Below are 24,571 nucleotides of genomic sequence, written 5' to 3'. Positions count from 1 at the left end.
TAAGATACTCTTGAAACCTTGATTAGGCACTTGCTATCTAATGATAAGGGATTGTCCTCGAATAATCAGTAAAGAAAGATTTGTTCTGGTTATCTATAGCAGGGTAGTTCCAGTAATATTAATTTGAGGATAGAGTTTTATCAGTATATGAAGGCCGTTAGAAAATTTAAATGATAGAGAATTACCATTTTCATCCAAATATAGTTCCGACAGACCTTCTAGATAAAGATCAACGACAATACAATCTTTTCTGTAAAACAAGAATCTGACAGAATTTACTGTCAGATCAAAGCTCAAAGTAACTCGCTCATCACCGTTAACAAACTTAACGGTCTGAATAGCATCGTCTATTTCGCAATCAAACCCATAAATAGACATAAACTCATTACAATTTGGAATCACTAATTTAGCATTATTCATTCTGGTTTCCTCCTTTGAGTATTATGACAGCAGTAGATATCGAGTTGTTATTTATTATTGGAAAAAGACTCTCAAACTTTTAAGGGCAGTTACATCTTCTTTTGTTTAATCCTTATGTTTCCCTGAAAAGAGATAATTGAGATAACGTTGTCAAATCTGGTGGCTTTGAGGATATTTTTAGGTATTTTTTATGAAGCTGTTGATTATACTGTATCATTTTAAACAGTATCGGCAGATTATCGGGAGCAGGGCAGTCGCGTGGCTGAAACCTTGCAGGATATTCGATCGGATATTGCGTATTTGCGCGGTGAGATAGACAAGGATGCGGACGATGAAGCAACAGGAGTATGAAGAAGAGCGCGAGCTGCTGCTTTTAGAAGCTAAGCTGGTGCGGCTGCGGATTGAAGCGGAAAATTTGAAACTGCGTAAAGCGGAAGAAAGTAATGCTCGGCAGACTAATCGTTTGGTGATGTTGGCTGATGTGGCGTATCAGTTGAGCCAAACGCGTTTGCTGTCTCAACGTGCTTTGTTTTCTACATCGCGCCGTCGGCATTGGATTTGGCTGGTATTGGCTGTCATATTGGGTTTGTCGAGATAATCGAGGGCAGAGGTTTGGTCAAAATGATATTTGCGGCGAGTTGTTGGCTCGTGTGAGTCGCTTGTTGCGGATGCTGCGTCATTGTGTTGCCGAAACTGAAACTTTATCTATGTTGAGTATTTTTTACAAAAGACACCGGCCGTCTGAACATTTCAGACGGCCTCAATGTTTGGAGTTTCAGATATAATGGCGGCAAATTTGAAATTATTAAATGAAGGATAAGTGATGAACCGTTTATATCCCCACCCGATAATCGCCCGTGAGGGCTGGCCGATTATCGGCGGCGGTTTGGCTTTAAGCCTGTTGGTGTCGATGTGCTGCGGCTGGTGGTCTTTGCCGTTTTGGGTGTTTACCGTATTTGCCCTGCAGTTTTTCCGCGACCCTGCGCGTGAGATTCCGCTAAATCCTGAAGCGGTGTTGAGCCCTGTTGACGGCCGTATCGTGGTGGTTGAGCGTGCACGCGATCCGTATCGTGATGTCGATGCTTTGAAAATCAGTATTTTTATGAACGTGTTCAACGTGCATTCTCAAAAATCGCCTGCCGATTGTACGGTAACGAAAGTGGTCTATAACAAAGGCAAATTCGTGAATGCGGATTTGGACAAAGCCAGCACGGAAAACGAACGCAATGCGGTTTTGGCGACTACGGCTTCCGGTCGTGAAATTACTTTTGTTCAAGTGGCCGGTTTGGTGGCGCGCCGTATTTTGTGCTACACCCAAGCAGGTGCGAAACTGTCTCGTGGCGAACGCTATGGCTTTATCCGCTTTGGCTCGCGCGTGGATATGTATCTGCCTGTCGATGCGCAGGCTCAAGTGGCGATTGGCGATAAAGTTACCGGCGTCAGCACTGTATTGGCGCGTTTGCCGCTGACTGCGCCGCAAACTGAATCTGAGCCTAAAGCTACACCATCCCCTCAAGCTGCGCCAGCTTCTCAAGCGGCTCCGGTTGAGACAGTGGCAAACCAATCTTCCGAACAGCAGCAAATCGAAGCAGCGGCGGCTAAAATTCAAGCGGCTGTGCAAGATGTGTTGAAAGATTAATAGTCAGTTTTAAATGATTGGTTAAAACAAGAAAAAGGTTTTCAGACGGCCGTCTGAAAACCTTTTTTGTTTGCTGTCTGATTTTAAAACTTCACGTTTACACCGCCAGTAAAGCTGCGGCCCATTTGCGGCGTATCAGAGAGGAAGCTGCTGTGGGCGTAAACGGATTGGTTGAGCAGGTTGTCGGCTTTGACGTACCAATTCCACTCGCCATAGCGCGTATTGCGGCGGTAGTTTGCGCCGAGGTTGAGCATATGGTGTCCGGGCGTGCGCGTTTCGTAGCGGGCGAGTTTGTTTTGGGCGAACACGCGGTAGTAGTCCAAGTTGGCATCGATGCGGTCGGTCAGCGAGGCTTTCAGGTGGACGCCGAGGCGCGCAGCCGGAACGCGAGGCGCGTTTTGGTCGTCCTGTGCGATGAAAGGACGGTTGCCGTAGGCATCTTCCCTGCCGGGAAGGGATGGCAGGTTTTTCAGACGGCCTCGTACATAGTCGCCGGAAACGCCGATGCGGTAGCGCGGTGTCGGTTTGAAGTAGATTTCGCCTTCCGCGCCGTAGAAGTCGGCGCCGGATTGGTTGTAGCGCACGAGCTTCATTTCGCTGTCGTCTTCGATGGATTTGGGGCCGCGTCCATCGTTTAAGGTTTGGGCGTAAATGTAGTTGCCGAAGCGGTTGCGGTAGAGCGCCAGATTGTATTGCCAGCGGTCGCCTTCGTAGCCCAGCGCGAGTTCGATGTTGTTGGAACGCTCTTTGTTGAGGTGTTTGTTGCCGACTTCAAAGGTGTTGGTGGCAACGTGTTTGCCGTGTGCGTAAAGCTCTTGCGTTGACGGCAGGCGTTCCTGATGGGAGGCGGTCAGGCTGAGTTTGTGGTGTGGCGTGAAATACCAGTTGCCCGAAAGTGCGAACGAGCGGGCGGTTTGGCGGTGCGCGCCGAGGTCGGGCAGGGGTTGGTTGTAGTAGTTTTCCCGATCAATCAATGCTTTGTCGTACTGGATGGAGGCTTTTTGTTTTTCCACGCGTACGCCGCCTTCAAGCGTGAAGTTGTCCCAGTTTGCCTGTTCTACACCGAAAAAGCTGTAATGGCGCACATTATTGTCAATCAACATCGGTTGTTGGACGGTTTCGGGAATGGCGGAAAGCGCGCTGGATTTTTGTCCCAAATATTGCACGCCCCAGCTGCCTTTCAGACGGCCTATGGGTTGGTGGCGCAACTCGATACGGGCGTTGTGTGTTTTGTTGTTGAAGAAGTTTTCTACTGCATCGCCTGATTTTTCGTCGTGGTGGTAGTCGTTGCGGTTTAGGTGTACGCGCAGGGCTTCAAAACCGGGGAATGGCTGCTTCCATTCGGCGCGGAGTTCGTAGCGTTTGTTGCGCAGGTCTATCCACGGTTTGCCGTTGTGGGCATGGGCGTGTGCATTATCGTCGTCGTGGAAGCCGCAGCTCAAGCCCGGATTGTCGTAATCAACGTCTTCTTCGGTCAACAGGTGCGGATAAAGCTGCAAATAGCGTTTGTTAATCAAGCTCTTTTGCCAGATGATGTCGGCGTGGCAGTCGTCGTAGAGATGGCTGTGGGCAGGCAGGCCGTAGCGGTCGCGACGGTCGCTGTACGCCACGCCAAGGAAACCTTTATCCCCAACCCAAGACAGGCCGATGCTGCCGGTTTTTGAATCGGCATGGCTGTCGGGCAGTCGTTTCAGACGGCCTTCTTCTTTTTGATAGCGCGGTACGGCGTAATCGCCTGATTTGCGGTACAAGCCTTCGGTATGCAGCACGAAGTTGTTGCCCAAACCGATATTGATGCCTGCGGATGTCAGTTTTTCCAAATTGCCGCTGCTCAAACGCAATCCGGCTTCGCCCGATACGCCGTTTTCAGGCATTTTTTCGGGGATTTTTCCATCGGCAACATCGACCAAGCCGGCCACATTACCTGAGCTGTACAAGAGTGTAACCGGGCCGCGCAGGATTTCGATCTGTTGCGACAAGGCGCTGTCCACCATCAAGGCATGGTCGGGCGAGAAGTCCGCCATGTCGCCCGTTTCGCCGTGATGGTTCAACACTTTAATCCGTCTGACTGTTTGACCGCGAATAACGGGAGCGGATGCGCCGCCGCCGTATTGCGAGGCATGAATGCCCGGTACGCCGTCTAAAGCATCGCCTAGGTTGACGGCTTTTTGACGCAAGGTATCGCCGGAGATGATTTTGTCGGAGGCGGTCGAAGCGTGCAGCAGCCCCGACGTAGCGCGCGGACGGCTTTTACCAACGACGGTAACCTCGTCCAAGTCAACAGACTGCTCGGTTTCATGCGCTTGGGAGAGAATAGGGGCGCTGATTAAAAGAATAGATAAAACAATGGGCTTGAGTGTGGTTTGTGTCATTTTAGTTTCTTATCATATTTTGAAAGGCTGTTATTATATAACATTTCATTATTTATATGATAAGGTTTTTGAGAAAAAGGCCGTCTGAAAACGACGCATGGTTTTCAGACGGCCTTTAGCTTGTATGTAGGTTTAAATGAAAACGGAACAATCTCTCTGCAGCCTGGTTTGGGTAAGGCAGAAAGTCATGGCAGATGGTTTGCTTTCATTGAAAGCATTACTTGGTTTCGGCGGCTTTGGCGCCAGCGGTCTCTGCAATCAAATCTAAGAATACCAACGGCTTTTTGCCGATATTTTTGAGCGCATGGGACTGGCCGGGGCGGGCGATGGTAATGTCGCCGGCGCCGACTTCGGTTTGTTTGCCTTCGCTATCGGTAAACAGGCCTTTGCCGGATACGATGATGTAAACGTCTTCATTGCCGGTATGTTTGTGTTGGCCGATGGAAGCGCCCGGCGGCAAGGTGAGCCAGCCGATTTCTTTGAATGCGTCTTGGTCGGCGGTTTGATGGCGCGTGAAGGCAAAGCTGCCGAGCAAGGGGCCTTGGCCTCCGGCTGCGTTTTCGCGGTTCCATTCTGCTAAGTCGGCTTTTTTGTACACTTGGATGCTGCGGTCGGTGGGGGTGGTTTGTTCGGCAGCTTGAACGCTGATGGATGTGCCGAGCAGAAGGGCGACAGATAATGCGGCAAATAGTGGTTTCATGGTGGTTCTCCGTTTTGTCAGATTGAGTCAGATAATGCGGATTCCGTTTTCAGACGGCCTGCGGGGTTGAAACGATTAACCCCGCAGGCTTCCCCCCAAGATTTATTTCACATTGCGCAGATAGTTCAACAATAAAGGAACAGGGCGCCCGGTCGCGCCTTTTTCACTGCCGGATTTCCATGCGGTACCTGCGATGTCGAGGTGTGCCCATGGATAGTCTTCGGTAAAGTAAGACAGGAATGTTGCGGCGGTAATCGTGCCTGCACCCGGCGTGCCGATGTTTGGAATGTCGGCAAAGTTGGATTTGAGTTGGTCTTTGTAGGTCTCAAAGAGCGGCAGTTGCCATGCTTTGTCGTCCACGTTGCGGGAAGCGGCCAGCAGACTGTCGACCAAATCTTGATTGTTGCCCATCACGCCGCTGACGTCATGACCCAAGGCGATAATGCACGCGCCGGTCAGGGTGGCGACATCGATAACGGCTTTGGGTTTGAATTGTTCGGCGTAAGTGAGCGCGTCACACAAAATCAGACGGCCTTCGGCATCGGTGTTTAACACTTCGATGGTCAAGCCTTTCATGCTTTTTACGACATCGCCCGGTTTGTTGGCCGCGCCGGAAGGCATGTTTTCACAAGTGGCGACGATGGCAATCAGGTTGATCGGCAGTTGCAGTTTGACGGCGGCGCAGAAGGTGCTGATGACGGTTGCCGCGCCGCACATGTCGAACTTCATTTCGTCCATGTTCAGGCCGGGTTTGAGGGAAATGCCGCCGGTGTCGAAGGTAATGCCTTTGCCGACCAATACCACAGGCGCGGCTTCTTTGTCGGCCGCACCGAAATAGCTTAGTTCGACCAAATATGGATCCTCAACGCTGCCTTTGGCGACAGACCAAAATGAACCCATGTTTTCTTTAATGTAGTCTTTTTCAATGATTTTGGCGTGTGCGCCCAATTTTTCGGCTTCGGTTTTGGCGGTACGCGCGAGGAATTCAGGCGTGCATTCGTTGGGTGCGGCATTGCCCAAGTCGCGGCAGAGGCTTTGTCCGTAAACTTGCGCTTCGGCAATGCGCAGGGCTTCTTTGACGGCGGCTTCGTGTGCGCTGTGGAACACGGCTTCTGCAAATTTAGCCGGTTTGGCTTCTTTTTTGTAGCGGTCGAAACGGTAGGCGGCATTGCCGAACGCAATCGCAAACGCTTCGGCAATGGCTGCTGCTTGCGCTTCTTCAAAGGCGTGAACGTCCACATTGACCGTTTCTTGATTTTGTGCCCATTTGGCGGCTTCGGCTGCGGCTTTGTTCAATGCGGCGCGGTCGGTTTTTTCGAGGCGGACGACGGCAATGGCTTGCAAACCGTTGTCCGTTGGGATTTTGGTGTCGGCGAAATTTTGACCTTCTTCAAGGGAAGCGAAGAGGGCGAGGGCAGTCGGGTTGCTCAGTTGAGATGCTTCGGCGCAGACAAATAATTGCGCACCTGCCTGTTGAGCCTGCAAAGTTTCGGCTTTTGTGCTAAATTTCACGTTTATTCTCCTGATTGGAACGGTTGTCGGTTGTTCAGACGGCCTGTTGACCAGCCGTCCGAACAGATGAAAATCATTGTACTCCATTTGTGTCATGCCGTCTGAAGCCTTATTAATAAATATAGGTTTCCCATAAACCGTATACCACGCTCAATCTTATGATTTACCAAAGAAACTTTATTAAAGAACTTTCCTTTACTGCCGTCGGCATCTTTGTCGTCCTCTTGGCGGTATTGGTGTCCACGCAGGCCATCAACCTGCTTGGCCGTGCAGCCGACGGGCGTGTCGCCATCGATGCCGTGTTGGCCTTGGTCGGCTTCTGGGTAATCGGCATGACCCCGCTTTTGCTGGTGTTGACCGCATTTATCAGTACGTTGACCGTATTGACCCGCTACTGGCGCGACAGCGAAATGTCGGTCTGGCTTTCCTGCGGATTGGCATTGAAACAATGGATACGCCCGGTCATGCAGTTTGCCGTGCCGTTTGCCATTTTGATTGCCGTCATGCAGCTTTGGGTGATGCCGTGGGCAGAATTGCGCAGCCGCGAATATGCCGAAATTTTGAAGCAGAAGCAGGAATTGTCTTTGGTGGAGGCCGGCGAGTTCAATAACTTGGGTAAGCGCAACGGCAGGGTTTATTTTGTCGAAACCTTCGATACCGAATCCGGCATCATGAAAAACCTGTTCCTGCGCGAGCAGGATAAAAACGGCAACGACAACATCGTTTTTGCCAAAGAGGGCAATTTTTCGCTGACCGACAACAAACGCACGCTTGAATTACGCGACGGCTACCGTTACAGCGGTACGCCCGGCAAAGCCGACTACAACCGCGTTTCTTTCCAACACCTCAGCCTGATTATCAGCACCACGCCCAAACTCATCGACCCTGTATCACACCGCCGTACCATTCCGACCGCCCAACTGATTGGCAGCAGCAATCCCCAACACCAGGCGGAATTGATGTGGCGTATTTCCTTGACCGTCAGCGTTTTGCTGTTGTGCCTGCTTGCCGTGCCGCTTTCCTATTTCAATCCGCGCAGCGGCCATACCTACAATATCCTGATTGCCATCGGTTTGTTTTTGGTTTACCAAAACGGGCTGACCTTCCTGCGCAACGCCGTGGAAGACGGCAAAATCCATTTCTGGCTCGGACTGCTACCTATGCACATCATCATGTTTGTGATTGCCGTCGTCCTGCTGCGCGTGCGCAGTATGCCTAGCCAACCCTTCTGGCAGGCGGTTGCCAAAAGTCTGACATTGAAAGGCGGAAAATGAACCTGATTTCACGTTACATCATCCGTCAAATGGCGGTTATGGCGGTTTACGCCCTCCTAGCCTTCCTCGCTTTGTACAGTTTTTTTGAAATCATCAACGAAGTCGGTGATCTTGGAAAAGGCAGCTATAACGGCGCAAAATTGGGGCAGTATGTTTTAATGCAGATGCCTGCGCGCGCATATGAACTGATGCCGCTTGCCGTTTTGATCGGCGGCCTGATTTCCCTCAGCCAACTGGCTTCCGGCAGCGAGCTGACCGTTATCAAAGCCAGCGGCATGAGCACCAAAAAGCTGCTGTTGATTTTGTCGCAGTTCGGTTTGATTTTCGCCATTGCCACCGTTGCGCTCGGCGAATGGGTTGCCCCCACGCTGAGCCAAAAAGCCGAAAACATCAAAGCCGCCGCCATCAACGGCAAAATCAGTACCGGCAATACCGGCCTTTGGTTGAAAGAAAAAAACAGCATTATCAACGTGCGTGAAATGTTGCCCGACCATACGCTTTTGGGCATCAAAATTTGGGAGCGCAACGATAAAAACGAATTGACCCAAGCGGCAGAAGCCGAGTCCGCCGTTTTGAATCCAGACGGCAGCTGGCAGTTGAAAAATATCCGCCGCAGCATATTGGGCGAAGATAAAGTCGAGGTTTCCACTGCCGCCGAAGAAAACTGGCCGATTTCCGTCAAACGCAACCTGATGGATGTATTGCTCGTCAAGCCCGACCAAATGTCTGTCGGCGAATTGACTACTTATATCGACCATCTGGAAAAAAACAACCAAAATACCCAAGTCTATGCCATCGCATGGTGGCGCAAGCTGGTGTATCCCGTAGCCGCATGGGTGATGGCGCTTGTTGCCTTTGCCTTTACTCCGCAAACCACGCGCCACGGCAATATGGGCTTGAAACTTTTCGGCGGTATTTGTCTTGGTTTGCTGTTCCACTTTGCCGGACGGCTCTTCGGCTTTACCAGTCAGTTGTACGGCGTGCCGCCGTTTTTGGCGGGCGCATTGCCGACGGTTTTGTTTGCACTGTTGGCGGTGTATCTGATACGTCGTCAGGAAAAAAGATAAGGCAAAATAAACTTTAGGCCGTCTGAAAGGCAATCTTCAGACGGCCTGAGTATTTTGTGTGCAAAAAACAAAATGCTAAAGTAAAATAATACCTTTCCAAACCAATGCGGCTATTGAAAATGTCCCAAACCATCTGCTTGAATATGATTGTCAAAAACGAAGCGGCAATCATCGAAGAAACACTGGCCAACATCACCGACCACATCAAACTTGACTACTATGTCATCAGCGACACCGGCTCGACAGATGATACCGTCGGCGTGATCCGCCGCTTTTTCGATGCAAAGGGCATCGCGGGCGAGATTCATCATGATGGTTGGCAAAATTTTGCATATAACCGCAATCAGGCGTTGAAACACGCAAAAGGCAAAACCGATTACGTTTTGATTTTTGATGCGGACGACCGCTTTGAAGGCAAATTGGAATTGCCCGAGCTGACCGCCGACCGTTACCGCCTCCGCATGCGAAATGCCATGGGCAGCGTGGTTTATTACCGTCCGCTGTTGTTGCGCAATGACGGAACATTCTACTGGCGCGGCGTGTTGCATGAGTTTATCGAAACCGACAAACAAGATACCAGCGAAGCCACGCTTCATGGCGACTATACGGTCCTCAGCGGCCGTTTCGGCGCGCGCAGCAACATGGCGAACAAATACCTGCTTGATGCCGTTTCTTTGGAAAAAGCGTTTTACAGCCCCGAAGATGAAGACCTGAAACCGCGTTACGCCTTTTATGCGGCACGTTCTTATTGGGACTCCGATATGCCCGAGCGTGCGAGTGAATGGTTTAAAAAACGCATCGAGTTGGGCGGTTGGGTCGAAGAAGTAACGGTTTCTTACCAACAGCTGGGCGAGTGCTACAAATTAATGGGCAAACGCGATGAGGCCTTGGCGACTTGGTTGGCAGGCTACGATTACAACCCGCGCCGTGCCGAGTGTCTCTACCTTGCGCAAACCATGCTGCGTCAGGAAGGAAAATACCGCATTTCCCATGCGATCGGCCTGATGGCGAAACGTATCCCATTCCCAAAAGACGATATTCTTTTTGTCCAAAGCAATGTTTATCAGTTGGACATCGACTATGAATTGTCGGTTACCGCCTATGCGGCCGGTGATTTGCGCCAAGGCTATGAGTCTTGCCGACACTTGCTCTTGCTTAATGTACGCGAGGCATTGACCACGGTGACCATGCAAAATATGTGGCTCTACCGTGAACACGCGCAAACCGAAACGCGCGAAGTGTTGGAGCAGTTGGTGGCGGTAATGCAGCCTTATGCCGCGCAGGGCGGACGTTTGGCAGAAGTGACCGAATATTTCGCTGATATTTTGAAAAACCGTTAATCGGGACTTTGACCCAGTCGTCAGGCCGTCTGAAAGGAAATTTTTTGAGCAAGCGCAATCTGTTTTCCGTCGATAAATCTTTGGAAAAGCCCGAACGCGTCCTCTTGGTCGGCGTGATGCTGACGGCGGACTATTCCGGCGCAAACGAAACGCGCGAACGCGGCTTTCAGACGGCTTTGACCGAAGCGGCAGAATTGGTGAGCGCGGCCGGCGGCGATTTGGTTTCTATCGAAACTTCACGCCGCGACAAACCGCATCCGGCTTTGTTTGTTGGTACGGGCAAGGCGGAAGAATTGGCAGCAGTGGTCAAGCAGCATGATGTCGGGCTGGTCGTGTTCAACCACGAACTCACGCCGACACAAGAGCGTAATCTGGAAAAAGAGCTTCAATGCCGCGTACTCGACAGAGTGGGTTTGATTTTGGCGATTTTTGCCAAACGCGCCCAGTCGCAGGAAGGTAAGTTGCAGGTGGAGCTGGCCCAGCTGAATCATTTGAGCGGACGGCTGGTACGCGGTTATGGACATTTGCAAAGTCAGAAGGGCGGCATCGGCTTGAAAGGGCCGGGCGAAACCCAGTTGGAAACCGACCGCCGTTTAATCGGACAAAAAATCACGGCATTGAAAAAACAGCTTGCCGATGTCCGCAAACAACGCGCCACACGCCGCAAATCGCGCATGAGCGGCCGTCTGAAAACCTTTGCCATTGTCGGCTATACCAATGCCGGAAAATCCAGCCTGTTCAACCGTTTGACCAAAGCGGACGTATTGGCGAAAGACCAGTTGTTCGCCACTTTGGATACCACTGCACGACGGCTTTTCCTGTCGCACGAGGCGAGCGTGATTTTGACCGATACCGTCGGTTTCGTTCGTGATTTGCCGCACAAGCTGGTGTCGGCGTTTTCCGCTACCTTGGAAGAGACGGCGACGGCGGATGTGTTACTGCACGTCGTTGATGCGTCTAATCCCGATTTTGAACGGCAGATGGACGATGTCAACGAAGTCTTGGAAGAAATCGACGCGCATGAAATTCCGCAATTGGTGGTGTACAACAAAATCGATTTGCTGCCGTCGGGTGTGCGTGAAGCAGGCATTTTGCGCGACAACTCCGGGCATGCCGTCGGCGTGAATGTTTCCGTTGCCGAAAGTTTGGGTTTGGACGGTTTACGCGAAGCGATGATTGAATTGGCCGTACAGCCAAGTGCTTGATAGTATGGGATGAAACAAGGCCGTCTGAATGTTCAGACGGCCTTACCGTAAAATTTTAAATCCGAGGATTATGCCGACAGAGGGCTTTTCTTTTTGAACACGCTTTCGTAAAGCATCCAAGCGGCGAGGCTCAGGTATACGGTGCTGGACAAAATGCCGATAACGGCAAAGATAGGCATAAGGCGATCAATCATGGTGAGGTTTCCCAATAAGTTAGTTTTATAAGTAAATGTGTGTTTTTTTATTTCCGTCTTCGCGGAATGCTTAAAGTATGCTGCTTAAATGGATTAAGGTCAATAAAAAATGTATTGGATTTTTTAAAAAAGTTCCATTTTTACATTAAAATAATTGGAAGTTTTTAAAGATAAACGGTATTTATATGTTACCGTTCATCATTTGATAAACGGTCAATACTTTGTTTTACATATTTTTTATAAAATTCGACAGTCTATTAATTCAAAAGTAAATGAAATGAGGCGGAAAACGCTTTTTGCTAAAATGTAACACCCTGAAACGATTGTTTCAGGCCGTCTGAAAAATAAATCGAACATATTATGACATCTTCCACACATCCCCAAAAAAACTGCTTCCATTGCGGACTTGAAGTCCCGGAGCATCTGCATCTGACGGTTCATTTTGAAGACGAAGAACACGAAACCTGCTGCGCCGGTTGCCAAGCGGTGGCGCAGAGTATCATCGATGCAGGTTTGGGCAATTATTACAAACAGCGTACCGCAGATGCGGAAAAATCCGAATTGCCGCCGCCGGAAGTATTGTCGCAATTAAAGCTATACGATTTGCCTGAAGTGCAGGCAGATTTTGTCGAGGTCGGCACAGGGGATGAGCGCGAGGCGGTGTTGATGCTGGGCGGCATTACCTGCGCCGCGTGTGTGTGGCTGATTGAGCAACAGTTGTTGCGCATGAAGGGCGTAGTGCGCGTGGATTTGAATTACAGTACCCACCGTTGCCGCGTGGTGTGGGACAGCGCCCACATCGAATTGTCGGACATTTTGCTGAAAATCCGCCAAACTGGTTATACCGCCGCGCCTTATGATGCGCAAAAAATCGAAGTGCAGGCGCAGAAGGAACGCAAACAGTTTATCGTCAGATTGGCCGTGGCCGGTCTGGGTATGATGCAGACGATGATGTTTGCCCTGCCGACTTATTTTTACGGCGGCGACATCGAGCCGCTTTATTTGGAAATCCTGCATTGGGGCGGTTTTTTGATGGTGTTGCCCGTTGTGTTTTACAGCGCGTTGCCGTTTTACCGCGGCGCATGGCGCGACTGGAAAAACCGCCGTGTCGGCATGGATACGCCGATTGCCATTGCCATTGTGATGACCTTTATCGCCGGTATTTACAGCTTGGCCACCAACGCGGGGCAGGGCATGTATTTTGAATCCATCGCCATGCTGCTGTTTTTCCTGTTGGGCGGGCGTTTTATGGAACAGATTGCCCGACGCAAAGCAGGCGATGCGGCGGAGCGGTTGGTCAAACTGGTTCCGGCATTCTGCCACCGTTTGCCGTCTTATCCGGAAAGTGATGACATCGAGGAAGCCGCGGTCGTCCGCCTCAATATCGGCGATACGATTGTTGTGAAGCCCGGCGAAGTCATTCCGGTGGACGGTATGGTTTTATCCGGTGAGAGTGAAGTTAACGAAGCCATGTTGACCGGCGAAAGTTTGCCGATTGTCAAAAGGCCGTCTGAAAAAGTAACCGCCGGCACGCTCAACACCAGCAGCCCTTTAATCATCCGCACCGATCATACCGGCGGCAATACGCGCCTGTCCCATATCGTCAAACTGCTCGACCGTGCGCTGGCGCAAAAACCGCGTGCCGCCGAGTTGGCGGAAAAATACGCGTCCAGTTTTGTATTTGGCGAACTCTTGCTTGCGGTTCCTGTTTTTATCGGCTGGGCGTGGTATGCAGATGCGCACACCGCCTTGTGGATTACCGTTGCCCTGCTGGTCATTACCTGCCCATGTGCCTTGTCGCTTGCCACGCCGACCGCACTGGCTGCTTCTACCGGTGCACTTGCCAAAGACGGCATTCTCATCAGCGGCAAACAAAGCCTGGAAACGCTTGCCCAAATTGACGACGTCGTGTTTGATAAAACCGGTACGCTGACCAAAGGGCAGCTTTCCGTCAGCCGTATGTTGCATGCAGGCCGTCTGAACGAAGCCCAAGCCCTTGCTATCGCCCAAGCATTGGAACAGCAATCCGAACACCCCATCGCCCGTGCCATTTTGAACCATACGCTTTCAGACGGCCCTGTATCCGCGCTTGATGTGAAAGTACAGCAACGGGTCAACCGTATTGGGCATGGCATCAGTGCGCAAATCGAATTTGATGGCGAAACCCAAGTTTGGGCTTTGGGCAAAGCGGCGTTTGTTTCGGAAATCGCCGGTAATCTGCCCGAAGCATTTGCCCATATCGACCACACAGGCGGCATTATTTTCTTGGGCAATCAAAGCGGTTTTCAGATGGCCTTTTTATTGGAAGACCAAATCAAAGACAGCGCCGCTGAAATGTTGCAAAACCTGAAACAGCACGGCATCCGTCTGCACCTTTTAAGTGGCGACCGTCAAGCTGCCGTAGCCCAAGTCGCGCAAGAGCTGGGCTTGGATGCTTATTGCGCCGAAGCCACGCCTGAAGACAAGCTGGCTTATGTAGAAAATCTGCAAAAACAAGGGCGTAAAGTCATGATGATCGGCGACGGTATCAACGATGCCCCCGTCCTTGCCCAAGCCGACGTATCGGCCGCCGTAGCCACGAGTGCCGATGTGGCACGAGACGGTGCCGATGTGGTTTTGCTCAATGATGATTTGAACGTTTTGCCCGTGATGATGGAACAGGCACGCCGTACCCATCAAATCATCCGCCAAAACCTGACTTGGGCAAGCGCATACAATCTGGTTGCCGTTCCGCTGGCCGTATTTGGTTACGTTACCCCGTGGATCGCCGCACTCGGCATGAGTTTCAGTTCGCTGCTGGTGTTGGGCAATGCCTTGAGATTGTTGAAAACCAAAAAGGCCGTCTGAAAACGGCCAATCCATTGCTCAAATGAAAGAATACGCCATGCCTAAAGCCACTTTTTATACACACGTCGCCCAGCCGGCAGCCTTTGCATGCCGCCTGATTGCGCGCGCCATACGCGATGGCGGGCAGATTTTGGTGTGGTCTGATTCTGCTGCGGCAGTACAGCAACTAGACGTTGATTTATGGCAGCAGATTCCCGAAAGCTTTATTCCGCATGAAGTCTGGCTGCCTACCGATCCCATGCCGTCTGAAACTCCGGTATTGCTTGCGTTTGGAAACGCATTGCCGAATATTCCGCAAGATTGCACGGTTTTGAACCTGTCTGCCGATTTTTGGAGCCAAGCCCCGGTGATTCCAAACCGTATCCTTGAAATTGTGGGCAACAGCTTGGAAGATTTGGCCGAAGCCCGAGACCGTTTCCGAGCTTATCGTCAGAGCGGATTTGAGATTGAGCATTTTTCGAGAGAAGGGAAGGATTGAGTGTTGAAAATATTCAAGGCCGTCTGAATATAAACAAAGGGACATTTTGATGATGTCCCTTTCTGCTATTTATTGGAAACGATAGGCTTATTGGGAGTATTTTTTGCCTAAAGCTTCGGCAGCTTTTTGTATTTCTTGATTGGCTGCACGCAGGGTTTCTTGCAGTTTTTGAGATTTTTCTTGGAAATCTTTGGCAAATTTGAGCGAATCTTTATCTTTGCCGTTGATAGTCAGCTCAGAAGCATGTTTGCCTGCATAAATCATCATGTTGTTGGCAGCACTGCTGACTTGTAATGCACGATCCAGAACTGCTTTGATTTCAGGATCTTTGATGTCGAGGGCAGCTGCGCTCTGATGGAATTGTTCCAGTGCGGCAGTCAGTTTGTTCATCTGCTCCAAAGCTTCTTTTTCTTTATTTTGGTTAGCCAAGTTTTGCAATTCTAGGCCTAGCTGAGTGATTTTTTGAGCTTCTTCACCAGTGGTGAAGTGAATGAATTTTTGCAATTCGGCAAGACCGTCTGGAGATTTTTTATCGGAAATGACGATAGGTTCGGCCAGTTTAGGATCTGCTTCCGGGAATTCGCTTAGGGCTTTTTCGTATTTGTTGGCCGAGCTAGATTCGCTTTGGGCAACTTGTTCTGCCGGTTTGTCGCTGCTGCCTTTATTGCCGGAGTCTCCGCAAGCTGTCAGCAGGGAAGCGGTCAAGATTAGCATACCAAATTTGTTTAATACGTTCATATTAGGATTCCTTCTTAAGTTAGGGGAAAATTGGGGGAAATTTGTTTTTATTGATGAGCGTAGATAATTATTTATATTTTTGTTCTATTTTATTACAAATTTGTTTATTTTTCTTAAATTAGGTTAAGTGGTATGTTTTGGGAATTAAACGGCCAAGATGGGTAGTTGTAAAATATTGAACATATAATGAAATTAACAAGGGTAATAATAAGGCAAGCTATGCTGTTTTAAGCTAAAGTAGATTTTTTCATTAAGATGTTTTTGGTTGATGTAATGGAAATAAAAAAAGGCCGTCTGAAACAATAAAGTTTCAGACGGCCTTTTTGACTGGCTGGAATTAGTTGCCCAAGTCAAATGCTTTATGCAGAACGCGGGTGGCCAGTTCCATGTATTTTTCGTCAATCAGGACGGATACTTTGATTTCGGAAGTTGAAATCATTTGGATGTTGATGCCTTCTTCTGCGAGGGTACGGAAGATTTTGGCGGCTACGCCGACGTGTGAACGCATACCCAAGCCGACTGCGGAGACTTTGCATACGGTGTCGTCGCCGTCGATGTAGGCGGCGCCGATGCTGTCTTGGCGTTGTTGCAGCAGTTCGATGGTTTGTTTGTAGTCGCCGCGTGGAACGGTGAAGGAGAAGTCGGTTGTGCCTTCGCTGCCGACATTTTGGATGATCATGTCGACTTCGATGTTGGCATCGGCCACTGCGCCGAGGATTTGGTAGGCAACGCCGGGTTTGTCAGGTACGCCGCGTACGTTGATGCGTGCTTGGTTTTTGTCGAATGCGATACCGGTTACGGCTGCTCTTTCCATGTTGTCGTCCTCTTCAAAGGTAATCAGGGTGCCGTTGCCGCCATCTTGCAGGCTGCTGAGTACGCGTAGGCGCACTTTGTATTTTCCGGCGAATTCTACGGAGCGGATTTGTAAAACTTTTGAACCGAGGCTGGCCAGTTCGATCATTTCTTCAAAAGTGATCGTGTCCATGCGGCGCGCTTCAGGTACGACGCGCGGGTCGGTGGTGTAAACGCCGTCCACGTCTGTGTAAATTTGGCATTCGTCGGCTTTGAGGGCTGCGGCGATGGCAACGGCGGAGGTGTCCGAACCGCCACGGCCGAGGGTTGAGATATTGCCTTCGCTGCTGATGCCTTGGAAACCGGCTACGATAACGACTTTTCTGGCGGCCAAATCGGTACGCATTTTCTCGTCGTCGATGTTTTCGATGCGGGCTTTGGTGTGGGAAGTGTCGGTTTGGAGGGCGACTTGCCAGCCGGTGTAGCTCTTGGCGTCAACGCCGATGTCTTTCAGGGCCATGGCCAGCAGGCCGATGGTCACTTGTTCGCCGGTAGCGAGAACGACGTCGAGTTCGCGCGGATCGGGATGCTCTTGCATTTCGTGCGCCAGTGCGACCAGTCGGTTGGTTTCGCCGCTCATGGCGGATACGACGACTACGATGTCGTGTCCTTCGGCGCGGGCTTTGGCGACACGTTTGGCTACGTTTTTGATGCGTTCGGGCGAGCCTACTGATGTGCCGCCGTATTTATGTACGATTAACGCCATGTTTCGTGCTTTCTTGTGGGGGGTTGTCGGGCAGCTTGGTTTGCTGGAAAAAGGGTTATTATTACTATTTTTTACATGGAATTCAAGGATGGAACGCGCTTTTTTGAGTAAATGCGCATAAAGGGGTTGGGTTAAAAAAGGCCGTCTGAAAGTTTGCAGACGGCCTTGCTGATTATCGGGCCAAAAGGGCGGTCTGCTGGTGTTGGAGCAATTCGGCAATGCCTTTATGCGCGAGGGCAATGAGTTTGCCCAATTCTTCGATGCTGAACGGTGCGCCTTCGGCCGTGCCTTGGATTTCGATGATTTTGCCGGATGCGGTCATGATGATGTTAACGTCGCTGTCGCAGCCTGAATCTTCGGGATAGTCCAAGTCCAAAAGCGGTACACCGCCCACCACGCCGGCGGAAACGGCGGCAACGGCTTCTCGGATGGGATTTTCGCTGATAAGGCCGTCTGAAAGGAGTTTGTCTACGGCGATTTGCAGGGCAACGTAGGCGCCGGTAATGGAGGCGGTACGTGTGCCGCCGTCGGCTTGGATAACATCGCAGTCAATCAGGATTTGGCGTTCGCCGAGTTTCTCCATATTGACGACGGCGCGCAGCGAGCGACCGATTAGGCGTTGGATTTCTTGAGTGCGGCCGGACTGTTTGCCTGCGGCGGCTTCACGACGCATACGGGAGGCGGTGGATGCCGGCAACATGCCGTATTCGGCCGTTACCCAGCCTTGTTCTTTACCGCGTAGGAAAGGGGGAACGTTTTCGTCGATGGAGGCAGTGCAAATCACTTTGGTGTTGCCGCACTCGATAAGGCAGGAGCCGTCGGCGTGGGGGAGGAAATTGGGCGTAATTTTGATGTCGCGCAGGCTGTCGGCGGCGCGGCCGGTGCGGGTGTAGTCGCTCATGATGGTCCTTTGGGGAGAATAAAAAACAGGTTGCCTTGAATTATAGAGGAATTTGGCACCAAAGGCCGTCTGAAAATCGTCGGTCGGGTGTGTTATAGTGTCCATACTTTCACTCGTATTTGGAAACGGAGTAAAACCATGGCTACAAGACGAACTATTCAAATCCACAGCATGACTGGCTTTGCCAATGCCGCAGGCGAATGCGGCGGCAAGCGGATTAATTTGGAAATCCGCGCGGTCAACCATCGTTATTTGGATGTCCAATTCCGTATGCCGGAAGAGTTGCGCTATTTGGAAGGAGCATTGCGCGAACAGATTGCCGCTGCTGTGGCGCGCGGTAAACTGGAGTGCCGTGTTCAGCTGCAAGATGCGGCTTCTGGCGGGCAGACTTTGGAAGTCAATCAGGATTTGGTCGCACAACTGGCGCATTTGAACAAAGAATGGCGCAAGGAACACAATTTCGGCAAGCTAAGCGTGGCCGACGTTTTGCGTTTCCCCGGCGTTTTAGCAGGCCAGGGCGAAGACTCCGAGGCTTTGGCGAAAGGTGTCAAAGATTTATTGACCAGCGCGTTGAAAGAGTTTACAGCCGCCCGCAAACGCGAAGGCAAAAAACTGGGCGAACATTTATTGCAACGTCTGACCGCTATGGAAGAGATTGTGGACGCTTTGAACGAACTGTTCCCAAGTCTGCTGCAGGCGCATATGGACAAAGTCAAAGCCCGTTTGGCAGAAGCCGTCGGCAACATCGACAACGACCGTCTGCAACAGGAATTTGCTTTGTTTATTCAAAAATCCGATGTGGATGAAGAATTCAGCCGTTTGCGCACCCATATCGCCGAAGTGCGCCGCATTGTTACCGAAGGCAAGGGCAGCGCAGGTAAACGTTTGGACTTCTTAATGCAAGAGTTGAATCGTGAAGCCAATACCTTGGGTAGCAAAGCCATCGCCGCCGAATGTACGCAAGCTTCTGTTGAACTGAAAGTCTTAATCGAACAAATGCGCGAACAGGTTCAAAATATCGAATAAATCGATGATGAACGGATAGGATAAGGCCGTCTGAAAAGTTTCAGACGGCCTTAATGCTACTGTTTTGCTTTTGAAATTTGTTGCAAATCCCAAATCTGTATTAAAACAGGTGTAGATTGAGTGGAAAATTTAACAAATATCTTTGAATTTGAAAAAAGCTGGACAGGACTTAATCAGTCTTTCAAAGTGCCATTATGATTCATCGGGCGTCAAATACCAAACCATAAATTTGTAAAAGCTACTCCAATGCCTTAGCTGATCTGTACCTAGCAAGTGTTGCTCACCCAAGCCACAATCCCAAACGCTATTATCTTCAGTATTGTAAAAATAACCCCCTTCTCCTTCCCCGGTTGTAAAGAGAATATAATTTTTTGGGATATCCCAATACTCATGAGCCATGATTGCTCCATCAAAGCTGTCAGGTGAACATGGATCAACAAGTTCACTATAGCTACCAATTAGTGATCCTAAAAAATATTTGGTATAAAGCTCATAAAATTCACTGTCAGGCCTTACGCCCAAAGATAATAAAACATCATGGGTAAATTTTTGGTCATCTAAATTTTTCTTTATTATTTCAGGATGTTTCTGCTGAGATAATAACAACTCAACCTGCTCTTTTAAATTCATTTTTTATTTCCTTTTTAAGTTGTTGTAATTTGACTTCCCTGTATCGCTTTGGTCTTTTGCAAAATTAAATTGGAGGCATTTAAAACATAAGACATCACTATTTTTCGGGCGGCAAAGACTACTTGATACTTATAAGCTACGATTGTCGTTATATTTTATGTTTAATTTGATGAAATGACAGTTTTTCTATTTTCATTGTCAGAGTTATATGAATAAGTTAATATCTGTTAACTTATGGCAATTATTGTCATGATAAAAACATACAAAGGAGTAAAATCATGAACTTTTTGACCGCAGTCAGTCAGCAAATGACCCGCTTCACTGCCCTGATTATCGTCCTTGCCTCCATCATCGCCTTTATCGAACCTGCCACTTTTTCGTGGGTAAAAGGCGATACGCAAGTTGTCGTACTCGGCATCATCATGCTCGGTATGGGCATGACTTTGGGCAAAGAGGATTATCAAATTTTGGCGCAACGTCCGCTCGATATTTTCATCGGCGCCATCGCCCAATACACCATCATGCCCCTGCTCGCCATCGGTATTGCCAAGGCCTTCGACCTGTCGCCCGGATTGACGCTGGGTCTGGTTTTGGTCGGTACCTGCCCGGGTGGTGTTTCGTCCAATATTATGAGTTTTTTGGCTAAAGGCGATGTTGCCTTTTCGGTCGGCATGACCACTGTTTCCACCGTCCTCGCTCCTGTGATGACGCCGCTGTGGATGACTTATTTGGTCGGACAAACCGTCGAAATGGACGGCTGGGGCATGTTCAAATTTATGTTGCTCGTTACCCTGTTGCCTGTCGTTATCGGCTCTGCCGCCAATATCTTGTTGCATAAAAAACATTGGTTTGAAGACGTGCGCGCGATTATGCCTGCCGTTGCCGTTGTCGCGTTTGCCTGCATCGTCGGCGGTGTCGCAGCCGTTCACGGCCACCGTTTCGCCGAATCCGCTTTCGTTATGGTACTTGCCATTGCCGCTCACAACATCGGCGGCTATATTCTTGGCTATTACAGCGGCGCGCTGACCGGCATGAATACCGCCAAAAAACGCACCCTTGCCATCGAAGTCGGCGTACAAAACGCCGGACTTGCCACCGGTTTGAGCGCTAAATTCTTCCCCGGTAATGCCGAGTCTGCCGTTGCCGCCGCCGTTGCCTGCGTTTGGCACTCTGTATCGGGAACGGTTTTGGGCAACTTGTTTGCTTGGTGGGACAAGCGTAAGCAATAAGCTGTAAATATTGCCAGATAATAAAAGGCCGTCTGAAACATTTCAGACGGCCTTTTGATTGCCTTTTATCAATGTGCTTTATGCGTCGTGCTGTACACGATTTTGTCTGTTAAAGCCATGGCAAGGGCGGAAATCAGGAAGCAGATGTGGGTAATACATTGCCACATGATTTGTTTTTCCAATAGATTGTCGGCGTTGAGGAAGGTTTGCAGCAAATAGATGGAAGAGATGCTGATGATGGACATGGACAGTTTGACCTTCAAAACCGAGGCATTGACGTGGCTGAGCCATTCGGGTTGGTCGGGATGTTCGTCAACATGGAGGCGGGAAACTAAGGTCTCGTAGCCGCCGACAATGACCATGGTCAGCAGGTTGGCAATCATCACGATATCGATCAGATTCAACACGGCAATCATAACGGTATTGTCATCCATAATGCCGAAGTTGGAGATCAAGTACCACAGGGATTTGAGGAACTTACAGGCATAAATGACTTGGGCAATGATTAAGCCTATATAAATCGGCAGTTGCAGCCAGCGGCTGGCAAAAATGAAATGCGCGAAGATGCCCATTCAGTCGTGGGCTGTGCGTTTGGTCGGGGTGGGATGTTCCATATAATGGTTGTGTGTAGGAAAGATAAGGGGCGGCATTTTAATGGAAAAATTTTCAAGCTGCAATTTGAGTGGTTGAATTGAAAAAGAAAGGCCGTCTGAAAACAGAATATGGTTTCTTGTTTTCAGGCGGCCTTGTAGGTTGTCAGGACAGGCAAACGCGCGCAAAATCGCTTTGCTTTTTAGAGAAGGATATTATGTTTGCAGATTCGTTTTTTTATTATCTGTTGTTGGTCGGTTTTGCTGCCGGGCTAATGGATGCGGCGGTTGGCGGCGGCGGGCTGTTGCAGATTCCCGGATTGTTCAACCTATTACCAAACGCTACGCCTGTGGCCTCGGTGATGGGGGTCAATAAATTTGCTTCCTGCTGCGGCACGTTGACCGCGACGGGGCAATACCTGCGCCGAATCCCCGTGCCGTGGAAAATGCTGCTGCCTGCGGCAGCTTTGGCGTTTGCCGCTTCATATTTGGGCGCGAAAACGGTGGTGTATTTCCCCGTGCAATACATGAAACCGGCGATGCTGGTCATCATGATTGCCATGTGTCTGTACACTTTTTTGAAAAAAGACTTGGGGCAGACAGTGCGCACTGAAAAGCTGACACGCCGCGAAACCTTATGGGGCTTATTTTTCGGCGCGTTAATCGGATTTTACGACGGCGTGTTCGGGCCGGGAACGGGCAGCCTACTGGCTTTTGTGTTCGTCCGCTTTTACGGCTACGATTTTTTAGCGGCGAACGCCTCGGCAAAGGTTATCAATTCGACCACCAATCTTGCCGCGCTGGCGTTTTTTATCCCGCAAGGCCATGTCGTGTGGGCATGGGCGATACCGTTGGCGGTGGCAAATTTATGCGGCGGCGTGGTTGGTGCGCGCTTGGCGATACGCGGCGGAACCAAGTTGCTGCGTTACGGGTTTATGTTGCTGCTGTGTCTGACCATTGGAAAGTTTGCTTGGGATTTATTGGGTTGATATCGAATGAAAAAAAAGGCCGTCTGAATGTTTCAGACGGCCTTTGCGTTTTACAGCTTAACCGAATGTTCGCGAGTTTCATGGAACACGATATCCGGCCAGCGTTCTTGCGTCAGATTTAAGTTGACGCGGTTAGGCGCGAGGTAGGCGAGGTTGCCGCCTGCGTCGATGGCAAGATTGCCTGCATTGGCTTTTTCAAATTCCGCCAGCTTTTTCTTGTCTTCGCACGATACCCAGCGCGCCGACCAGATGGATGCGCCGTCAAACACGGCTTCTACGCCGTATTCGTTGGCCAGCCGCGAGGTAACGACTTCAAACTGCAACACGCCGACCGCACCCAAAATCAAATCTGCGCCGCTCATCGGTTTGAAAACCTGTACCGCGCCTTCTTCGCCAAGTTGTTGCAAACCTTTTTGCAGTTGTTTGATTTTCAGCGGGTTTTTGATGCGTACGCTGCGGAACAGTTCTGGTGCGAAGAAGGGGATGCCGGTGAACGCCAGTTGTTCGCCTTCGGAGAAGCTGTCGCCGATTTGGATGTTGCCGTGGTTCGGGATGCCGATGATGTCGCCGGCGTAGGCTTCTTCCACCAGCTCACGATCGTGCGACATGAAGGTCACCACGCTGGAGGCGGCGATTTCACGATTGATGCGCAGGTGTTTCATCTTCATGCCGCGCTCGAATTTACCGGAGCAGACGCGTAAGAAGGCGATGCGGTCGCGGTGTTTCGGATCCATATTGGCTTGGATTTTGAAGATAAATCCGGAGAATTTTGGCTCGTCAGGCTCGACCATGCGCACGGTTGCGTCGCGCGGTTTCGGCGAAGGCGCCCAGTCAATCAATGAATTGAGGATTTCCTGAATACCGAAGTTGTTAATCGCAGAGCCGAAGAACACGGGCGTGAGTTCGCCGGCGAGGAATTCGTCGAGATTAAACTCGTTGGAAGCGGCCTGCACCAATTCGATTTCGTCACGCAACTGTTGGATTTCCAACGGAAAGCGTTGTTCCAATTCAGGATTGTCGATGCCTTTGATGATGTCGAACTCGTGCGGCAGGCGTTCGCCGCCCGCTTCAAAGAGATAGATTTCATCGTTCAGGATATGGTACACGCCTTTGAAGTTTTTGCCCATGCCGATTGGCCAGGTGACGGGCGCGCAGCGGATTTGCAGGATGTTTTCCACTTCGTCCAGCAATTCCAGAGAATCGCGCACTTCGCGGTCGTATTTGTTCATGAACGTGACAATCGGCGTATTGCGCAGGCGGCAGACGTTCAAGAGTTTGATGGTTTGCGCTTCCACGCCTTTTGCCGCGTCGATAACCATCAAGGCGCTGTCGACGGCGGTCAACACGCGGTAGGTATCTTCGGAGAAGTCTTGGTGTCCCGGCGTGTCCAAGAGGTTGACGGTATGGTCTTTGTAGTCGAACTGCATCACGGACGACGCCACGGAAATGCCGCGCTGCTTCTCGATTTCCATCCAGTCGGAAGTGGCGAATTTGCCGGTTTTCTTGCCTTTTACCGTACCCGCGCTTTGAATCGCACCTGAAAACAGCAGCAGTTTTTCGGTCAGCGTGGTTTTACCCGCGTCAGGGTGGGAGATGATGGCAAACGTGCGGCGGCGGCGCACTTGGTCGAGGATTTCTTGGGACATGGTTTTCTTTGCAAAAAGGTTCAGGCCGCTTTTTCAGACGGCCTGAAGGATATGGGTGTTGGAAAACAGGCTAAAATAAGGGCGTGTGCAACACGCCCTGCAATGGATTGAAAGATGCGGAATTGTACAAAAAAATGCTTGATAATTCAATGTTTGCACCAAAACAAAGGCCGTCTGAAAAGTTTCAGACGGCCTGAGACCTTTGCAAAATTCCTT

General features: G+C 50.3%; 22 protein-coding genes. 11 read left to right on the top strand and 11 right to left on the bottom strand.

Going from position 1 to position 24,571, the window contains the following annotated elements; all coding sequences use genetic code 11:
• Positions 1-93 precede the first annotated feature (93 nt).
• A complete protein-coding gene (locus tag HMPREF2700_RS07645) occupies positions 94-420 on the bottom strand; it encodes a hypothetical protein (protein WP_083303971.1) in 327 nt (108 codons plus the stop codon).
• 331 nt (positions 421-751) lie between these two features.
• On the opposite strand from HMPREF2700_RS07645, the gene HMPREF2700_RS07640 reads away from it, so the two are divergent.
• Positions 752-1,018, top strand: coding sequence for a hypothetical protein (locus tag HMPREF2700_RS07640; protein WP_070591343.1), 267 nt, complete (start codon positions 752-754; stop codon positions 1,016-1,018).
• 225 nt (positions 1,019-1,243) lie between these two features.
• Positions 1,244-2,059, top strand: a complete 816-nt coding sequence (locus tag HMPREF2700_RS07635; protein WP_070591341.1) for a phosphatidylserine decarboxylase — start codon at positions 1,244-1,246, stop codon at positions 2,057-2,059.
• An 83-nt stretch (positions 2,060-2,142) separates the two neighbouring features.
• Here the strand turns inward: HMPREF2700_RS07635 and znuD are convergent, their stop codons facing one another.
• From znuD to HMPREF2700_RS07620, 3 genes are all read right to left on the bottom strand, one after another.
• Positions 2,143-4,431, bottom strand: a complete 2,289-nt coding sequence (znuD, locus tag HMPREF2700_RS07630) for a TonB-dependent zinc receptor ZnuD (RefSeq protein WP_070591338.1) — start codon at positions 4,429-4,431, stop codon at positions 2,143-2,145.
• 217 nt (positions 4,432-4,648) lie between these two features.
• Positions 4,649-5,131, bottom strand: a complete 483-nt coding sequence (locus HMPREF2700_RS07625) for a cupin domain-containing protein (protein ID WP_070591337.1) — start codon at positions 5,129-5,131, stop codon at positions 4,649-4,651.
• A gap of 102 nt (positions 5,132-5,233) precedes the next feature.
• Positions 5,234-6,643, bottom strand: coding sequence for a leucyl aminopeptidase (locus HMPREF2700_RS07620; RefSeq protein ID WP_070591335.1), 1,410 nt, complete (start codon positions 6,641-6,643; stop codon positions 5,234-5,236).
• A 158-nt stretch (positions 6,644-6,801) separates the two neighbouring features.
• Here HMPREF2700_RS07620 and lptF point away from each other — a divergent pair, with 158 nt between their 5' ends.
• The 4 genes from lptF (at position 6,802) to hflX (ending at position 11,529) form a co-directional block, all read left to right on the top strand.
• The gene (lptF, locus tag HMPREF2700_RS07615) at positions 6,802-7,917 is read left to right on the top strand and encodes an LPS export ABC transporter permease LptF (RefSeq protein ID WP_003686055.1); all 1,116 of its coding nucleotides are present in this window, start codon (positions 6,802-6,804) and stop codon (positions 7,915-7,917) included.
• Positions 7,914-8,984, top strand: coding sequence for an LPS export ABC transporter permease LptG (lptG, locus tag HMPREF2700_RS07610; RefSeq protein WP_070591333.1), 1,071 nt, complete (start codon positions 7,914-7,916; stop codon positions 8,982-8,984). The genes lptF and lptG overlap by 4 nt, the downstream gene beginning before the upstream one ends.
• A 119-nt stretch (positions 8,985-9,103) precedes the next feature.
• Complete coding sequence (locus tag HMPREF2700_RS07605) at positions 9,104-10,324, top strand: glycosyltransferase (protein WP_283129695.1); 1,221 nt, start codon at positions 9,104-9,106, stop codon at positions 10,322-10,324.
• Positions 10,325-10,368: 44 nt separating this feature from the next.
• A complete protein-coding gene (gene hflX, locus HMPREF2700_RS07600) occupies positions 10,369-11,529 on the top strand; it encodes a GTPase HflX (protein WP_070591332.1) in 1,161 nt (386 codons plus the stop codon).
• A gap of 68 nt (positions 11,530-11,597) precedes the next feature.
• Here hflX and HMPREF2700_RS12025 read toward each other — a convergent pair whose 3' ends face one another.
• Positions 11,598-11,723, bottom strand: coding sequence for a hypothetical protein (locus HMPREF2700_RS12025; protein ID WP_003678791.1), 126 nt, complete (start codon positions 11,721-11,723; stop codon positions 11,598-11,600).
• 360 nt (positions 11,724-12,083) lie between these two features.
• On the opposite strand from HMPREF2700_RS12025, the gene HMPREF2700_RS07595 reads away from it, so the two are divergent.
• Together HMPREF2700_RS07595 and HMPREF2700_RS07590 are read left to right on the top strand one after the other, a co-directional pair.
• On the top strand, positions 12,084-14,570 hold the full coding sequence (locus tag HMPREF2700_RS07595; RefSeq protein ID WP_070591330.1) for a heavy metal translocating P-type ATPase: 2,487 nt from the start codon (positions 12,084-12,086) through the stop codon (positions 14,568-14,570).
• A gap of 37 nt (positions 14,571-14,607) precedes the next feature.
• The gene (locus tag HMPREF2700_RS07590; protein WP_070591360.1) at positions 14,608-15,048 is read left to right on the top strand and encodes a DNA polymerase III subunit chi; all 441 of its coding nucleotides are present in this window, start codon (positions 14,608-14,610) and stop codon (positions 15,046-15,048) included.
• A gap of 87 nt (positions 15,049-15,135) precedes the next feature.
• On the opposite strand, the gene HMPREF2700_RS07585 is transcribed toward HMPREF2700_RS07590, so the two are convergent.
• The 3 genes from HMPREF2700_RS07585 to rph form a co-directional block, all read right to left on the bottom strand.
• Entirely contained in the window at positions 15,136-15,786 is a 651-nt protein-coding gene (locus tag HMPREF2700_RS07585) for a hypothetical protein (protein ID WP_070591328.1), read from the bottom strand.
• 337 nt (positions 15,787-16,123) lie between these two features.
• Positions 16,124-17,344 carry an aspartate kinase gene (locus tag HMPREF2700_RS07580; protein ID WP_070591327.1) on the bottom strand — a complete coding sequence of 407 codons (1,221 nt, stop codon included), beginning with the start codon at positions 17,342-17,344 and terminating at the stop codon, positions 16,124-16,126.
• 172 nt (positions 17,345-17,516) lie between these two features.
• On the bottom strand, positions 17,517-18,245 hold the full coding sequence (rph, locus tag HMPREF2700_RS07575; protein WP_070591326.1) for a ribonuclease PH: 729 nt from the start codon (positions 18,243-18,245) through the stop codon (positions 17,517-17,519).
• A gap of 138 nt (positions 18,246-18,383) precedes the next feature.
• On the opposite strand from rph, the gene HMPREF2700_RS07570 reads away from it, so the two are divergent.
• Complete coding sequence (locus tag HMPREF2700_RS07570; RefSeq protein WP_283129694.1) at positions 18,384-19,271, top strand: YicC/YloC family endoribonuclease; 888 nt, start codon at positions 18,384-18,386, stop codon at positions 19,269-19,271.
• A gap of 192 nt (positions 19,272-19,463) precedes the next feature.
• On the opposite strand, the gene HMPREF2700_RS07565 is transcribed toward HMPREF2700_RS07570, so the two are convergent.
• Positions 19,464-19,901, bottom strand: a complete 438-nt coding sequence (locus HMPREF2700_RS07565) for a hypothetical protein (protein WP_070591324.1) — start codon at positions 19,899-19,901, stop codon at positions 19,464-19,466.
• A 278-nt stretch (positions 19,902-20,179) separates the two neighbouring features.
• Between HMPREF2700_RS07565 and HMPREF2700_RS07560 the strand changes: the two genes are divergently transcribed.
• Complete coding sequence (locus HMPREF2700_RS07560) at positions 20,180-21,130, top strand: bile acid:sodium symporter family protein (protein WP_070591323.1); 951 nt, start codon at positions 20,180-20,182, stop codon at positions 21,128-21,130.
• Positions 21,131-21,198: 68 nt separating this feature from the next.
• Here HMPREF2700_RS07560 and HMPREF2700_RS07555 read toward each other — a convergent pair whose 3' ends face one another.
• Positions 21,199-21,702: a TIGR00645 family protein gene (locus tag HMPREF2700_RS07555; RefSeq protein ID WP_070591322.1), complete on the bottom strand. Its 504-nt coding sequence runs from the start codon at positions 21,700-21,702 to the stop codon at positions 21,199-21,201.
• Between the two features lie 236 nt (positions 21,703-21,938).
• Here HMPREF2700_RS07555 and HMPREF2700_RS07545 point away from each other — a divergent pair, with 236 nt between their 5' ends.
• On the top strand, positions 21,939-22,709 hold the full coding sequence (locus HMPREF2700_RS07545) for a sulfite exporter TauE/SafE family protein (protein WP_070591319.1): 771 nt from the start codon (positions 21,939-21,941) through the stop codon (positions 22,707-22,709).
• 50 nt (positions 22,710-22,759) lie between these two features.
• Here the strand turns inward: HMPREF2700_RS07545 and HMPREF2700_RS07540 are convergent, their stop codons facing one another.
• Positions 22,760-24,355 carry a peptide chain release factor 3 gene (locus tag HMPREF2700_RS07540; RefSeq protein WP_070591318.1) on the bottom strand — a complete coding sequence of 532 codons (1,596 nt, stop codon included), beginning with the start codon at positions 24,353-24,355 and terminating at the stop codon, positions 22,760-22,762.
• Positions 24,356-24,571: the final 216 nt, after the last annotated feature.

The organism is Neisseria sp. HMSC068C04 (assembly GCF_001810105.1).
GTDB lineage: Bacteria > Pseudomonadota > Gammaproteobacteria > Burkholderiales > Neisseriaceae > Neisseria > Neisseria flavescens_B.
The sequence above is the reverse complement of the archived record's forward strand: the minus strand, read 5'-3'. Positions and strand labels throughout refer to the sequence as shown.